The organism is Citrobacter sp. Marseille-Q3906 (genome assembly GCF_916618775.1).
In the GTDB taxonomy this organism is placed as follows: Bacteria; Pseudomonadota; Gammaproteobacteria; order Enterobacterales; family Enterobacteriaceae; genus Citrobacter; species Citrobacter murliniae.
Genome location: NZ_CAKAKA010000003.1, coordinates 157,472 through 172,710, shown reverse-complemented (window position 1 = coordinate 172,710; position 15,239 = coordinate 157,472). Strand labels below are relative to the sequence as shown.

General features: G+C 46.3%; 14 protein-coding genes. 9 read left to right on the top strand and 5 right to left on the bottom strand.

Features of this window, described 5'->3' with window-relative positions; translation table 11 throughout:
* Position 1 precedes the first annotated feature (1 nt).
* Together envC and LG384_RS18150 are read left to right on the top strand one after the other, a co-directional pair.
* Entirely contained in the window at positions 2-1,261 is a 1,260-nt protein-coding gene (envC, locus tag LG384_RS18155; protein WP_255642575.1) for a murein hydrolase activator EnvC, read from the top strand.
* A 3-nt stretch (positions 1,262-1,264) separates the two neighbouring features.
* Positions 1,265-2,197, top strand: a complete 933-nt coding sequence (locus tag LG384_RS18150; protein WP_048223104.1) for a divergent polysaccharide deacetylase family protein — start codon at positions 1,265-1,267, stop codon at positions 2,195-2,197.
* Here the strand turns inward: LG384_RS18150 and LG384_RS18145 are convergent, their stop codons facing one another.
* From LG384_RS18145 to kbl, 3 genes are all read right to left on the bottom strand, one after another.
* On the bottom strand, positions 2,198-3,235 hold the full coding sequence (locus tag LG384_RS18145; protein WP_045448796.1) for a glycosyltransferase: 1,038 nt from the start codon (positions 3,233-3,235) through the stop codon (positions 2,198-2,200). It lies immediately after the preceding gene.
* Between the two features lie 193 nt (positions 3,236-3,428).
* A complete protein-coding gene (gene tdh / locus LG384_RS18140) occupies positions 3,429-4,454 on the bottom strand; it encodes an L-threonine 3-dehydrogenase (protein WP_045448798.1) in 1,026 nt (341 codons plus the stop codon).
* 9 nt (positions 4,455-4,463) lie between these two features.
* Complete coding sequence (gene kbl, locus LG384_RS18135) at positions 4,464-5,660, bottom strand: glycine C-acetyltransferase (protein ID WP_045448800.1); 1,197 nt, start codon at positions 5,658-5,660, stop codon at positions 4,464-4,466.
* 215 nt (positions 5,661-5,875) lie between these two features.
* Here kbl and rfaD point away from each other — a divergent pair, with 215 nt between their 5' ends.
* The 7 genes from rfaD to LG384_RS18100 are packed head-to-tail and all read left to right on the top strand — an operon-like array spanning position 5,876 to position 13,137.
* The gene (rfaD, locus tag LG384_RS18130) at positions 5,876-6,808 is read left to right on the top strand and encodes an ADP-glyceromanno-heptose 6-epimerase (protein WP_003827312.1); all 933 of its coding nucleotides are present in this window, start codon (positions 5,876-5,878) and stop codon (positions 6,806-6,808) included.
* A gap of 2 nt (positions 6,809-6,810) precedes the next feature.
* Complete coding sequence (rfaF, locus tag LG384_RS18125) at positions 6,811-7,857, top strand: ADP-heptose--LPS heptosyltransferase RfaF (protein ID WP_045448802.1); 1,047 nt, start codon at positions 6,811-6,813, stop codon at positions 7,855-7,857.
* Between the two features lie 3 nt (positions 7,858-7,860).
* Positions 7,861-8,829: a lipopolysaccharide heptosyltransferase RfaC gene (rfaC, locus tag LG384_RS18120; RefSeq protein WP_225761347.1), complete on the top strand. Its 969-nt coding sequence runs from the start codon at positions 7,861-7,863 to the stop codon at positions 8,827-8,829.
* A gap of 16 nt (positions 8,830-8,845) precedes the next feature.
* On the top strand, positions 8,846-10,129 hold the full coding sequence (locus LG384_RS18115; protein WP_190284571.1) for an O-antigen ligase: 1,284 nt from the start codon (positions 8,846-8,848) through the stop codon (positions 10,127-10,129).
* Positions 10,122-11,144, top strand: a complete 1,023-nt coding sequence (locus LG384_RS18110; RefSeq protein ID WP_048223110.1) for a glycosyltransferase — start codon at positions 10,122-10,124, stop codon at positions 11,142-11,144. Before LG384_RS18115 ends, LG384_RS18110 begins: the two co-directional genes overlap by 8 nt.
* The gene (rfaQ, locus tag LG384_RS18105; RefSeq protein ID WP_225761346.1) at positions 11,137-12,192 is read left to right on the top strand and encodes a lipopolysaccharide core heptosyltransferase RfaQ; all 1,056 of its coding nucleotides are present in this window, start codon (positions 11,137-11,139) and stop codon (positions 12,190-12,192) included. The genes LG384_RS18110 and rfaQ overlap by 8 nt, the downstream gene beginning before the upstream one ends.
* Entirely contained in the window at positions 12,193-13,137 is a 945-nt protein-coding gene (locus LG384_RS18100; RefSeq protein WP_045448810.1) for a glycosyltransferase family 8 protein, read from the top strand.
* Positions 13,138-13,162: 25 nt separating this feature from the next.
* Here the strand turns inward: LG384_RS18100 and LG384_RS18095 are convergent, their stop codons facing one another.
* Together LG384_RS18095 and LG384_RS18090 are read right to left on the bottom strand one after the other, a co-directional pair.
* Positions 13,163-14,155, bottom strand: coding sequence for a glycosyltransferase (locus tag LG384_RS18095; RefSeq protein WP_225761345.1), 993 nt, complete (start codon positions 14,153-14,155; stop codon positions 13,163-13,165).
* A gap of 48 nt (positions 14,156-14,203) precedes the next feature.
* Positions 14,204-15,223, bottom strand: coding sequence for a glycosyltransferase (locus tag LG384_RS18090; protein WP_045448814.1), 1,020 nt, complete (start codon positions 15,221-15,223; stop codon positions 14,204-14,206).
* Positions 15,224-15,239: the final 16 nt, after the last annotated feature.

Below are 15,239 nucleotides of genomic sequence, written 5' to 3'. Positions count from 1 at the left end.
CATCACATGGGCCGTGAAATTGCGAAAGTTTTCAGTCAGGCCCTTGTTCTACGCCAGCGCGCTTAGCGCTGGCGTATTGTTGTGCGCCTTTTCCGCCCACGCGGACGAACGCGATCAACTCAAATCTATTCAGGCCGATATCGCGGCAAAAGAACGCGCGGTACGCCAACAGCAGCAGCAGCGCTCTACCCTCCTCGCCCAGCTTAAAGTCCAGGAACAGGCTATCGCCGTTGCCGCGCGTCAATTGCGCGAAACGCAAAATTCGCTGGTGCAGTTGAATGCACAAATCGCTGAGATGAATGCCTCAATAGCAAAACTGGAAAAACAACGCGCAGCGCAGGAGCGCAGCCTCGCGGCCCAACTGGATGCCGCGTTTCGTCAGGGTGAGCATACCGGTATCCAGTTAATCCTCAGCGGTGAAGAGAGCCAGCGTGGACAACGTCTACAGGCCTATTTTGGTTATCTGAACCAGGCGCGGCAGGAAACAATCGCCCAGTTGAAGCAAACTCGCGAAGAAGTCGATGCGCAGAAAGCCGAACTGGAAGATAAGCAGAGTGAACAACAGACGCTGCTGTACGAACAGCGCGCTCAGCAGGCTAAGCTGGAACAGGCCCGTAGTGAGCGCAAAAAAACGCTCGCAGGGCTGGAGTCATCCATCCAGCAGGGTCAACAGCAGTTAAGCGAGTTGCGTGCCAACGAATCCCGTCTGCGCAACAGTCTTGCCCGGGCTGAAGCCGCCGCCAAAGCACGCGCTGAACGTGAAGCTCGAGAGGCGCAGGCTGTACGCGATAAGCAGCAGGAAGCGTCACGCAAAGGCTCTACGTACAAGCCGACCGAAAGTGAAAAATCACTGATGTCTCGTACCGGCGGTTTGGGTTCACCACGCGGTCAGGCATTCTGGCCTGTACGCGGACCGACTTTGCATCGCTATGGCGAACAACTGCAAGGTGAGCTACGTTGGAAAGGGATGGTTATCGGCGCTTCCGAAGGTACCGAAGTAAAAGCCATTGCTGATGGCCGCGTTATTCTGGCGGACTGGCTACAAGGCTACGGTCTCGTCGTCGTGGTTGAACATGGTAAAGGCGATATGAGCCTGTACGGTTATAACCAAAGCGCACTGGTCAGCGTGGGTACGCAGGTTCGCGCCGGGCAGCCGATTGCCCTGGTGGGTAGCAGTGGTGGTCAGGGCAGACCTGCACTCTATTTCGAAATTCGTCGCCAGGGTCAGGCGGTCAATCCACAACCGTGGTTGGGAAGATAAGTTTTGCCTCAGTTTCATCGCATATTGTTCTCACTCGCCAGCCTGCTGGCATTCGCAACCCCTGTTTTTGCTGGCAAACTCGCTATCGTCATTGATGATTTCGGTTATCGCCCGCACACTGAAAACCAGGTACTGGCGATGCCGTCAGCGATCTCCGTCGCCGTATTACCTAACGCCCCACATGCACGTGAGATGGCGACCAAAGCGCATAACAGTGGCCACGAAGTCTTGATCCACTTGCCAATGGCGCCGCTGAGCAAGCAGCCGCTGGAAAAAGATACTTTGCGTCCGGAGATGAGCAGCGACGAGATTGAGCGGATAATTCGCGACGCGGTGAACAAAGTGCCGTATGCCGTCGGACTCAACAACCATATGGGCAGCGCGATGACTTCCAGCCTGTTTGGGATGCAGAAAGTAATGCAGGCGCTGGAGCGCTACGATCTCTACTTCCTGGACAGCATGACCATCGGCAATAGCCAGGCCATGCGTGCGGCTGCAGGAACGGGTGTGAAGGTCATCAAACGCAAAGTCTTCCTCGACGACACACAAAACGAGGCGGACATTCGCCGTCAGTTTAATCGCGCAGTCGATCTTGCCCGCCGCAACGGTTCCGCTATTGCCATTGGGCACCCTCACCCTTCTACAGTACGTGTCCTGCAGCAGATGGTTTATAGCCTGCCAGCTGATATTACGCTGGTGCGCCCGAGCAGCCTGCTCAATGAACCGCAGGTGGACACCTCCACGCCAAATCTGACGACACCGAAAAACGGCGCGCCTGATGCACCGCGAAATCCTTTCCGCGGAGTAAAACTGTGCAAGCCGAAAAAACCGTTAGAGCCGGTTTACGCCAGCCATTTCTTTAACGTGCTTGGAGAAAGCATCACCCAAAGCACGCTGGTGCAGTATATGCGACTGCAGTGGCAGGGCTGGCAGTAATCAGTCTTTCAGATTGAGCGTTAAATGGGCCAGTCGGCGCGGAGTCAGTGATGTATCGCGCCACTTGCTAAACCGGATGGCCCACAGAAGCACCTGATAACCCAGTTTGACGCTGCAAATATTACTCACCATGCGCTTAAACATACCAGAGGCAAAAACCTCGGCAATCATGCGCTGACGAATCTTTTCGTCAGGCTCTTTACGTATGCAATGACAAACACGCAACGCTTCGTAAATCACCTGCTGTTTGAACTCTGGATAAATCGGGATCCGTCCGGCGTAATCATGATTCATCTTATCCAACAGACGAGTAATTTTTATGTAATGACGCTGATAGGCCAGGTTTTTCAATCCCGTACGTTTCAAACGGCTAACAGAAGCGCCGTGCAGGAAGTATTTATACAGCGGAACTTCCGTGTAACGCGCACGTTTAGCGTTAAACATAAACTCCGTAGTCCAGATAATATCCTGATGGTGGAGGCCGGAAAGAAAAGTCAGCCCAGCGTCACGGATGGTTTGATGGCGGTAAACGCCCATCCAGACCACATGTCGCCAGCGGCGACTGGCTAACGCTTTTCGCAACCAATCCGGCCCGGTCATCACCTCGGTAGAGCGAATACGATCGGTTGGAATAGATGCCCAGGTATGGCCTGTTTCCGCAATACACCAGTCCGCGTTGCACTGCGCAACATCCAGATTGTCCTTCAGCGCCATAGTCATCAGCGTTTCGTACATTTCCGGATAGGCAATATCATCGCCGTCAACGTAAGCGATGTATTCACCTTTCGCAATCTTCATGCCGGTATTTCGCGCCGCCGAAACGCCCCCATTACGCTGGTGTAACAGATGAACGTGCGGATAACGATCCGCATAAGTCTGAGCGAGCTCCGCCGAGTTATCCGTAGAGCCATCATTAACAATAATTATTTCCAGATTTTTCCAGGTTTGCGCAATCAGCGAATCCATACACGCAATGAACGGTTCACCCGTGTTGTAAAGCGGCATAATGACGCTCAGGAGACCAGGGGTATAGGTCATATAAAATCCTGTCAGACAGTATAATTAACGGCAATTTTAAACATATTAAGCGGCAAATGATCAGAGATAATGAGTCATATCTTTGACGGAAAATGCGCCGGACATGTGGGATCGTGCAAACAAAAAAATCCCCGGAGATTTAACGATAATAAATATCCGGGGACAACACACAGAATCCATTGAATGGATATGGTTAATCCCAGCTCAGGATCACTTTCCCTGACTGACCTGAACGCATTGCGTCAAAGCCCTGCTGGAACTCATCGATAGAGAATCGATGCGTGATGATTGGCGACAAGTCCAGGCCAGACTGGATCAGGGCCGCCATTTTGTACCAGGTTTCAAACATTTCGCGACCGTAGATACCTTTAATAAACAGTCCCTTAAAGATAACCTTTGTCCAGTCGACTGACATGTCTGACGGTGGGATCCCCAGCATGGCAATACGGCCACCATGGTTCATGGTGTCTAGCATGGCGCGAAACGCTGGCGGCGCACCGGACATCTCCAGACCCACATCAAACCCTTCAGTCATCCCCAGTTCGGCCATCACATCGGTCAGATTTTCTTTCGATACATTGACCGCGCGAGTGATACCCATTTTGCGCGCCAGATCCAGGCGATACTCATTAACATCCGTAATCACCACGTGGCGTGCGCCAACATGCTTCGCTACCGCTGCGGCCATAATACCGATAGGGCCAGCACCAGAGACCAGCACGTCTTCACCCACCAGATCGAATGACAGAGCCGTATGCACGGCATTGCCGAACGGATCGAAGATAGATGCTAAATCATCGGAAATATTATCCGGGATTTTAAACGCGTTAAACGCCGGGATCACCAGATATTCTGCAAAGCAACCAGGACGGTTCACGCCGACACCAGTCGTATTCCGGCACAGGTGAGTACGCCCACCGCGACAGTTACGACAATGTCCACAGGTAATGTGACCTTCACCGGAAACACGATCGCCGATTTTAAAACCTTTAACTTCCTGGCCGATACCGACAACTTCGCCGACATATTCATGCCCTACTACCATCGGAACCGGGATGGTTTTTTGCGACCATTCATCCCAGTTATAAATGTGAACGTCAGTCCCGCAGATGGCTGTTTTACGGATTTTAATCAGCAAATCGTTATGACCGACTTCCGGTTCAGGAACGTCAGTCATCCAAATGCCCTCTTCCGCTTTCAGTTTGGATAACGCTTTCATTTCACATCCTCAGGCAATAACGCCCAGTTGTTTACCAATGCGTGTAAACGCGTCGACAGCACGCGTAATCTGCTCAGGAGTATGCGCCGCAGACATCTGGGTACGGATACGCGCCTGACCTTTCGGAACCACCGGATAGAAGAATCCAGTAACGTAAATCCCCTCTTTTTGCAGCTCGCGGGCAAAGTCCTGTGCTACCACAGCATCACCCAGCATTACCGGGATAATGGCGTGATCGGCACCAGCCAGCGTAAAGCCAGCAGCTGACATTTGTTCACGGAACTGACGTGCGTTCGCCCACAGACGACCACGCAGTTCGCTACCTGCCTCGACCATCTCCAGCACTTTGATGGAAGCAGCAACAATTGCCGGGGCCAGAGAGTTAGAGAACAGATACGGGCGCGAACGCTGACGCAGCCACTCCACCACTTCTTTACGTGCCGCAGTATAACCACCAGATGCGCCACCCAGTGCTTTACCCAGCGTCCCGGTGATGATGTCCACACGCCCCATCACGTCACAATACTCATGAGAACCGCGACCGTTTTCGCCGACAAAGCCAACCGCGTGGGAATCATCAACCATCACCAGCGCATCGTATTTGTCTGCCAGATCGCAGACGCCTTTCAGGTTTGCAATCACGCCATCCATGGAGAAGACGCCGTCGGTGGCGATTAGCACATGGCGAGCCCCCGCTTCACGAGCTTCTTTCAGGCGAGCTTCCAGCTCCTGCATATCGTTATTGGCGTAACGGAAACGCTTCGCTTTACACAGACGAACGCCGTCGATGATTGATGCGTGGTTCAGGGCATCGGAGATAATCGCATCTTCTGCACCCAGCAGCGTTTCGAACAGGCCGCCGTTGGCGTCGAAACAGGAAGAGTAAAGAATGGCGTCTTCCATCCCCAGGAATGTAGCCAGTTTTTGCTCCAGTTGCTTATGGCTGTCCTGGGTTCCGCAAATAAAGCGCACCGACGCCATACCAAAGCCGTGAGAATCCATACCCGCTTTTGCTGCCGCAATCAGTTCCGGGTGGTTAGCCAGTCCCAGGTAATTGTTCGCACAAAAGTTAATAACGTGGCTTCCGTCTGCCACGGTGATATCCGCCTGCTGGGCAGACGTAATAATGCGCTCTTCTTTAAACAATCCTTCCGCACGTGCGGTTTCCAGATCGTTCGTTAACTGCTTGTAAAAATTCCCACGCATTGCAATTCTCCAGACTGGGCAAATTTCAGCACATATTACCCAAAGCTATACGTTGATACGAGATGACGCATCATCACTTCTTTAAAATGAAGCATAAATCACGTGTACCCGCACAGCTTATCTGTGAATGGCTGAAGCCAGAGCCATGTAGTGATATGATTAGAGACATTCGTGTCTGAGATTGTCTCTGACTCCATAATTCGAAGGTTACAGTTATGATCATCGTTACCGGCGGCGCGGGCTTTATCGGCAGCAACATCGTTAAGTCCCTGAATGATAAAGGCATCACCGATATTCTGGTGGTGGACAACCTGAAAGACGGCACCAAGTTTGTGAACCTGGTGGATCTGAATATTGCTGACTACATGGACAAGGAAGACTTCCTGATCCAGATTATGGCCGGAGAAGATTTCGGCGATATTGAGGCGATTTTCCACGAAGGCGCATGCTCCTCCACCACCGAGTGGGACGGCAAGTATATGATGGACAATAACTATCAATACTCTAAAGAGCTGCTGCACTACTGCCTGGAACGCGAAATTCCGTTCCTGTACGCCTCTTCTGCCGCCACCTACGGCGGTCGTACTTCTGACTTCATCGAATCCCGCGAATATGAGAAACCGCTGAACGTGTACGGCTACTCAAAATTCCTGTTCGACGAATATGTGCGTCAGATCCTGCCTGAAGCAAACTCCCAGATCGTTGGCTTCCGTTATTTCAATGTCTACGGACCGCGTGAAGGCCATAAAGGCAGCATGGCAAGTGTGGCTTTCCATCTCAACACCCAGCTCAACAATGGCGAAACACCAAAGCTGTTTGAAGGCAGTGAAAACTTCAAACGTGATTTCGTCTATGTCGGCGATGTTGCAGCGGTAAACCTGTGGTTCCTGGAAAATGGCGTTTCCGGAATCTTCAACCTCGGTACTGGTCGGGCAGAATCTTTCCAGGCCGTCGCGGACGCTACGCTGGCGTACCACAAAAAAGGCAGTATTGAGTACATTCCGTTCCCGGAAAAACTGAAAGGCCGTTACCAGGCATTTACCCAGGCGGATCTGACTAACCTGCGTGCTGCGGGCTATGACAAACCGTTTAAGACCGTTGCCGAAGGCGTAACGGAATATATGGCCTGGCTGAACCGCGACGCGTAAGTATGAAAATTTTGGTGATAGGCCCGTCATGGGTGGGCGACATGATGATGTCGCAAAGTCTCTATCGCACGCTCAAGGCGCGCTATCCCCAGGCGATAATCGACGTGATGGCACCTGCATGGTGCCGTCCGCTGCTGTCGCGTATGCCTGAAGTCAACGAAGCCATCGCCATGCCGCTGGGACACGGTGCGCTGGAGATCGGCGAACGCCGTAAACTCGGTCACAGTATGCGTGAGAAACGCTATGACCGTGCTTACGTGCTACCAAACTCTTTTAAATCCGCTCTGGTGCCGTTCTTTGCAGGCATTCCCCATCGTACAGGCTGGCGTGGCGAGATGCGCTACGGCTTACTCAACGATGCGCGCGTGCTGGATAAAGAGGCCTGGCCGCTGATGGTCGAACGCTATGTGGCGCTGGCCTACGATAAAGGCGTGATGCTTTCCGCCAAAGATTTACCGCAACCGCTGTTATGGCCACAACTGCAAGTCAGTGAAGGCGAAAAATCACTGACCTGTAACCAGTTCTCCCTCTCTGCTGAACGCCCAATCATCGGTTTTTGCCCTGGCGCAGAATTTGGTCCGGCGAAACGCTGGCCTCACTATCACTATGCTGAACTGGCGAAGCAACTGATCGACGAAGGCCATCAGATTGTGCTGTTTGGCTCGGCCAAAGATCATGAGGCCGGCAATGAGATTCTGGCAACGCTGAACACCGAACAGCAGGCGTGGTGTCGTAACCTGGCTGGCGAAACGCAGCTGGAACAGGCCGTTATTCTGCTTGCCGCCTGTAAAGCTGTTGTCACCAATGACTCCGGCTTAATGCACGTTGCCGCGGCGTTGAACCGACCTCTGGTAGCATTGTATGGCCCAAGTAGTCCTGACTTTACCCCGCCGTTGTCTCACAAAGCGCGGGTCATTCGTCTGATTACGGGTTATCACAAGGTTCGTAAAGGGGATGCAGCAGAAGGTTATCACCAGAGCCTGATTGACATCACTCCCCAGCGTGTACTGGAAGAACTCAATGACCTGTTGTTACAAGAGGAAGTCTGACGGATGCGGGTTCTGATCGTTAAAACATCGTCAATGGGCGATGTACTGCATACGTTGCCCGCATTAACGGATGCGCAGCAGGCCATTCCGGATATTCAATTTGATTGGGTAGTGGAAGAAGGGTTCGCCCAAATCCCCGCCTGGCATTCGGCCGTTGACCGCGTAATTCCGGTGGCGATTCGCCGCTGGCGCAAGGCCTGGTTTTCCGCACCGATTAAAGCGGAGCGTAAAGCCTTTCGCGATGCAGTTCGTTTGCAGCAGTATGACGTGATAATTGATGCACAAGGCCTGGTAAAAAGCGCCGCGCTGGTCACGCGTCTGGCGCGTGGCATCAAGCATGGTATGGACTGGAGCACGGCGCGCGAGCCCCTGGCGAGTCTTTTTTATAACCGCAAACATCATATTGCCAAACAGCAGCATGCCGTTGAACGAACCCGAGAACTGTTCGCAAAAAGTCTGGGATATGCCAAACCACAGCCACAAGGTGATTACGCTATCGCGCAGCATTTTCTGAATGAACTTAATGCCGATGCGGGACAGTATGCGGTCTTCTTGCATGCCACTACGCGTGATGATAAGCACTGGCCAGAAGCTAACTGGCGGGAGCTGATTGGCCTTTTAAATAATGCAGGCATACGCATTAAGCTCCCCTGGGGTGCTCCTCATGAAGAAGCGCGGGCCAGGAGACTGGCTGAGGGATTTGATTACGTAGAGGTTCTACCGCGAATGAGCCTGGAGGATGTGGCCCAGGTATTAGCAGGCGCTAAATTTGTCGTCTCAGTTGATACCGGATTAAGCCATTTAACTGCCGCACTGGATCGACCGAATATTACGCTGTATGGCCCGACGGACCCTGGGTTGATTGGGGGATATGGGAAGAATCAATACGCGCAGAAGAGCCATTCCGGAAAGTTACAGGATCTGGATGCCAGCGCTATCAAAGTATTGCTACTTGATATTAATTTGCTTTAATTTTAAGAGACGAATCATGCTTCGCCAACACATGTTTTCTCGCCTTATCTGCAGCATAAGAAATAATCCATATGATTTTATATACGTACTATTTTATGCTGGGATCCTTGCAACCCTTGCGATGGTATTGGTCAACCCAGATGAAGCGCTAAAGGTATTTATTGTCTGTGCGATCCTGTCTCTACCATTGATTGGTAAAAATATTAAGCATGTGCTTAGCCACAAACAAAATCTATTTTTACCATTTATGTTGCTGCTCTTCGGTTTAGTCCAAATCATTTGGGTGGAAATCTTTAAGCAACCCGGTTCTGCTTTTACCGGCGCTTATCGTTCATACCAGAACGGCGGCAAGGTCATGATTTTTGCCGCACTGGTTATTGCCGCATTGACATCACAACCATCACGCGCAATAAAAAACCACATTGTCAGCATCTGGGTGATTATTACAGCGATTGGCCTGTATTTTTACGCTGGCTATCAGCTTGCCGGTGCCCCCGATCTTTCGACCTACCGTGTTGCACTCGGTTTTGAGCACCCAACCGGAGCGGCCTACGGCCTGACGTTTATCGCGTTATTAGCATCACAGGCGATTCTCAACCTGCGTTTAAAACATACCGTCTCACTTTACCTGCTACATTTCTTAATATCATTGGCCGTTATCATCACCACACAAACCCGGGCAGCTATTCTGATCTATCCGCTCCTGAGTATCGGTCTTTTTTTCATACACTATCGCCATAACCGCACTATATTATTAAGGGCACTGCTGGCCTTCGCGGTATTAGTCGGGCTGGCAGCGATCCCCCTGAAATCGGTTATTGAAAATCGCTACCAGAATATGATGGTTGATCTGCATTCTTATAGCCAGAGTAATAGTAATACTTCCATTGGCGCGCGATTTGCGATGCAACGAGTAGGAATTGATGCCGGCAAAGCACACTATTTGGGACAATCACTTGAACAACGTGATGCTGAAATCAAAGTATCCGCTTTACAAAATGTCTCACTGCAAGGGGCACTCGCGTATGTTGACATCCACCTGCATAATGAAGTCATTGATACGTTTTCACTTAAAGGCATCCCAGGGGTTGTTGTGCTAATCTTGCTGTATAGTGCTATGTTTTTAATAGGTTACACGCAACGTAGTCCTTTACTATTCGCCATATCAGGCGCTATAGCTATCTATGGCTTAAGTGATTTATTATTATACGCTAAAGGCGAAGCCTTGAGCAGCGTTCTGACGTTATGCGTAGCGGTAATGCTGGTACCGGGTCCAACGAGAGAAAGATGCCATGATTAACGCTTCAGGTTATTTACTAAGCATTATTATACCTGTATACAATAATGCTGAATTTATTACAGCTACGCTGACGTCTATACATCAGAGTATTACTGAAGATGTTGAGTTAATAATTATTAATGATGGCTCTACAGATTTGACTGATGAACGTATCAATGCGTTTTATCGCGAAAAAAACTGCAATAACATTAAATACATCAATAAGGAAAATCAAGGTGTTGCGATTACTCGCAACGTTGGGCTTGCGCATGCTACAGGGAAATATATTGGCTTTGTAGACAGCGATGATATCATCAGCCCAAATTATTTTTCTGTTCTTCTCCCTAAATTACGAGAAGAAAAATATGATATTGTCGAATTCAATTTAACTCGTGATATCAATAAGTTGTATCAGGCTCCATCAGATAGTGAGAGCACTATAGCCCAGCATGAAATTATTTTAACTGACGACAACTACGCGCCCCTGTTACCAACATTCCGTGCCGGGCAATGGCATCTCATGACAAAGATCTTTCATCGCGACATTATCGGCGAAGATCGATTTGAAGAACATCGCCGCTACGAAGATGTTATTTTCTGCCCTTTTCAGTATTTCAAATGTCATCGTATTTTAAAAATTGATAGCAAGTTATACTATTACCGGGTGAATGATAAAAGTATCACCGAGAATATTATCGATAGTGATGCTGATAATATCTTCTTTGCCATGAAAAAAATGAGCAACTACATAAGTAAAAATGATGAAAAGCGAGCTGTTGCTTCATTAATGATTATTAATTGTTTTTTAGAAGGGCGCAAAATTTTACGCAAGAAGAGAGGGTATTATCGCTATGACGAGGATATGATTAATAATATTCAGAATGCACTGGCTAACTGTGACACCAGAGTCGTTAAGAAAAAAATTATTTATAAAATGAAATATCCACATATTGATCGTTCCATTTCTGAATTGAGATATAAAATAATAACAGCTTGCAAAAATTTGTTTTTTGGAAAGGGAGCTAAAAATGTTTGATAAAGTAGAAAGAGTTCTCATTTGCAAGCTAAAATTTTATGGTGATGTACTGTTAATCACACCTGTAATTAACAGTATTCAGACTCGGTATCCGCACGCTAAAATTGATCTTCTTCTTTATAAAGATACCAAATCAATCTTAGCCGCTAATGAAGGTATCAACGATTTCTATCTCATTGAGAAAAAGAAAGGTCCACTGACAAGCGTAAAAAATTACATATCAATACGTCAGCAACTAAAAAAGAACCAGTACGATCTTATCATTAATTTAACCGAACAATGGCCGATTGGTGTACTTATCGCTTCGTTACACCGTCCATCTGTTGCGTTTGAACGCGACAAGAAACAATGGAACAGACTATTTTCACGAGTTACACCACTGACTGGCACACATATTGTCGAACAAAATTTATCAATCCTCAAAGGCATTGGCTTTAGCGAAACAGAACTAAAGAAAAAAATGAGTCTTCGCTATCGTCAGAATGACTATCAATATTTGGTATCTCAACTCCCGGCATTACCTACGCAAAAATATGTTGTTATTCAACCGACTGCAAGACAAGAGTTTAAATGCTGGGATGATGATAAATTTGCACACGTTATAGATCATCTGCATCAACTTGGCCTACATGTTTATCTTACCTGCGGACCAGCATTAAGTGAGCAGCAGCAGGTCCAACGCATTGCTGCACTGTGTAAATTATCTCCTGACCTGACACTGGCTGGTCACACCACTTTCCTGCAGTTAGCCGCATTAATCGACCATGCCATTCTCTATATTGGTGTCGATTCGGCACCCATGCATATGGCAGCGGCATTAGGAACACCACAGGTATGTTTATTTGGTGCGACCAAATATCAACAATGGAAGCCATGGTCAGATAAAGCGATTGTGATTTGGGCTGGTGATTATCACCCTATGCCTTCCAGAGAGGAGCTCGACAGGTCAAAAAAATATTTAACATGGATACCAGAACAAGCTGTGATTGACGCTATCGATACGGTACTTCATGATAGTGATACTGACAAAGGTAATGAGAAAGAATAAATGGATAACAAAAATAACGTCATTAATATTGCTTACTGTACAGATGCTAATTATCTGGAATATGTAGCAGTGTCCATTATGTCGGTCATAATGAACAATCCAGGACAATCTCTTTCATTTTTCGTCTTTGTCTATGATGTCAATGATGAGGATATTGATAAATTACGTTCAACCAGCGAAAAAATTCAGGTTGTAAAGATCGATAAAGAAGAAATTGAAAAATATAATAACGACTTTGCAATCAAACATCTTAACCGCTCGACTTATATGCGTTTGGCCGTGCCGCGCTTACTAAAAGATAAGGTAGAGCATTTTATCTATTTAGATGCCGATACTTTGTGCTTTGATAAGCTCAATGAGATTAATAACATTGATATTAGTGATGTCATCTGTGCTGTTAGCCATGACTCGCTCGATATTCATGATAATAAAAATGCAAAACGTTTAGGTTTGCGCACTGATCACTATTTTAATGCCGGGTTCCTGTACATTAATGTAGCCAATTGGATCAAATATGATATTGAGCATAAAGCAAATACTGTCCTATTTGAACAAGGGAAATCATTACCTTATTTCGACCAGGATGCATTAAACATTGCTATGGATGGTAACGTTGCGTTTATTGATAACCGATGGAATTTTTTATTCAATTGGTTCAACGATGAACAAAGGGAGTCTTTTTTCTACAACTCAGAGTTCCTCCCTCGAATTGTCCATTTTACCGGCGGAAGAAAACCATGGTATAAGGAACATACAGGGCTTTCACAGCAACTCTATCTTTTCTATCATCATTTCACGCCATGGCGAAATACAGAATTGCGCTCATATGCACCACGTATGAGACCTACCGATTATAGGGTTTACTCTCGCCAGGAAGCCAAAAAAGGGAATTATTTCACCGCAATAAAATGGTATATGAAATATCTCAAAACTAAATTGCAATAAAAAAACTCCCTCACGGGAGTTTTTTTTATTTTTGCTTTAATTTTTGTATTAAATAACCTGCATAACTTATCAGCGAGGCGAAAAATTTACCCTGTAATCGCTCATGCCGAGATTTCTTTTTATATTGTTTTGGCGTTCTGGCTGGTAACAGGGGAACATCAGCCCATGGTGATGCCTTCCATGCCTCAACAAAATACTGTGCAGAGGGGTAGTTAGCCCAAGAATTCCATGGTTTAGTTACGCCAACATAATGAATAAGGATTGTATCATCCGTAATATATTTTTTATATCGAGAAAGATCTTTGCTTTTCAATTCTTGTTTAATACCATAAATGGCGTTAAATTTTCTCGGTAAAAAAATAACTTTATTTAAAAAAATAATATTTAAAACATCCTGGTCAGGGAAAGATAGTTTATTTCTTTTATCTAACAGAATATCAAAAGCAGCATTAATAAAATTCTGTTCTTTCCACTTTTTAAGATTTGCGTAGATAACTCCAGAATTAAAATATTCACTGTTTTCTGTAACATCTCTGGCGGGACTATCATCCACATCGGTAACTACAGCGGCAACATGCTGATTAATATCAATTTGACTAAGTTCAATGAGCGAACCTTTACACATCACATCGGCATCGATATATAACAGAGACTCTATTTTTTCGCCCAAATATTCGAATGCAACAAATCTAAAGTACATTGCATGGGACCAGGCATGGCCGCTCGGCAATACTTTTAATCCTTCGGCATCCATAACATAAATTGAGATATTTGTGGAAAATTGTTTTGCTAGTTTTATAATTCTTTGTTGATAATCGTCGTCCAGATAATCTGTAAAGAGATGGAAATGTATATTTAAACCTCTATTATGTAACAGTACTGATGTCATCGAGATCGCAGCACCAAACATAAAATTTTTATCAACACCCCAGGCAATGTTAAATTCTGTTTTTTGTTCAGTGGGTGCCTGATTAAATTCAAGTATCTTTTTTATGGATCGATGACAATCAAAGTTCATTCGCTACACCTATTTAATCTTATTATCAATAAATTACAGTTAGTGTTTTCAGTGCACTTTAGGACTATGTAACTTAGTCTTTATATACATCACATGACTAAGAACTGATCGGATATATTTTCGCTGTACTCTCTCATGCCGCGATTTACGTTTATACAGTTTTGCTGTATTTGCGTTAAGTAAAGACTTTTCCGCCCATGCCGATTTTTCATAAGCTTCAATGAAGTATTTAGCTACTGGGTATTTAGCCCATTTATGCCATGGTTTAGTAACACCAACATAATGAATCAACACCGTATCATCAGTAATATAATCTTGATAGATTTCATCATTTTTATTCTGCAGTTCCTGATCCACACCGTAGATACAGTTAAAATCTCTTCTCAGAAAAATGACATTATCCACGAACAATATATTCAGAACATCCTGATCAAAATAAAGGAGTTCCTTCTGGCGCTCCTCTAAAATAGAAAACGCCTTAGTCAGGAGCTGTTGTTCTCGCCAAACATCTAAATTCGCATATACAACACCAGAATTAAAATAACCATTACTCAGCGCTGGTATACCGAGCCGGTTACCTGATTTGATACGCACTTCATCGATATCATTGATAACAGCAGCATATTCCCCACAGAAATTAACCTCAGTAAACTCTCGCAAAGAACCTTTGCATATAACATCAGCATCAAGATACAGTACGGAGCTTAATTCTGCGCTTAAATATTCAAAGGCAAAATAACGATAGTACATTGCATAAGTCCAGGCTTTCGTGCTCGGTAGCTTACGAAATGCAGCGTTATCGAAAACAAGAATCGTCACCGTCGTACTATACATTTGGGTCAGTCGATTTATGCTTTCCAGATAGTCATTATCAATATAGTCTGTTGCTATATAAAAATTGATATCGATATCAGGATTATTAACTAATACTGATGTCATTGAAATCCCGGATCCAAATAAAAAATTGCGATCGACGCCATACGCAATATTTAATTTCTTATCTTTATCGTGCGTAGAGCTGTCAATAACATGCTTTTGAATAATTACTTTTTGAAAATCAATGTTCATAATAAAATGGCCTCAA

Excerpts from the sequence above, each read along its gene's own strand:
- LG384_RS18145 (WP_045448796.1), bottom strand. The coding sequence starts at position 3,235 with ATGACCTATACCCCTGGTCTCCTGAGCGTCATTATGCCGCTTTACAAC.
- tdh (WP_045448798.1), bottom strand. The coding sequence starts at position 4,454 with ATGAAAGCGTTATCCAAACTGAAAGCGGAAGAGGGCATTTGGATGACT.
- kbl (WP_045448800.1), bottom strand. The coding sequence starts at position 5,660 with ATGCGTGGGAATTTTTACAAGCAGTTAACGAACGATCTGGAAACCGCA.
- rfaD (WP_003827312.1), top strand. The coding sequence starts at position 5,876 with ATGATCATCGTTACCGGCGGCGCGGGCTTTATCGGCAGCAACATCGTT.
- rfaF (WP_045448802.1), top strand. The coding sequence starts at position 6,811 with ATGAAAATTTTGGTGATAGGCCCGTCATGGGTGGGCGACATGATGATG.
- rfaC (WP_225761347.1), top strand. The coding sequence starts at position 7,861 with ATGCGGGTTCTGATCGTTAAAACATCGTCAATGGGCGATGTACTGCAT.
- LG384_RS18115 (WP_190284571.1), top strand. The coding sequence starts at position 8,846 with ATGCTTCGCCAACACATGTTTTCTCGCCTTATCTGCAGCATAAGAAAT.
- LG384_RS18110 (WP_048223110.1), top strand. The coding sequence starts at position 10,122 with ATGATTAACGCTTCAGGTTATTTACTAAGCATTATTATACCTGTATAC.
- rfaQ (WP_225761346.1), top strand. The coding sequence starts at position 11,137 with ATGTTTGATAAAGTAGAAAGAGTTCTCATTTGCAAGCTAAAATTTTAT.
- LG384_RS18100 (WP_045448810.1), top strand. The coding sequence starts at position 12,193 with ATGGATAACAAAAATAACGTCATTAATATTGCTTACTGTACAGATGCT.
- LG384_RS18095 (WP_225761345.1), bottom strand. The coding sequence starts at position 14,155 with ATGAACTTTGATTGTCATCGATCCATAAAAAAGATACTTGAATTTAAT.
- LG384_RS18090 (WP_045448814.1), bottom strand. The coding sequence starts at position 15,223 with ATGAACATTGATTTTCAAAAAGTAATTATTCAAAAGCATGTTATTGAC.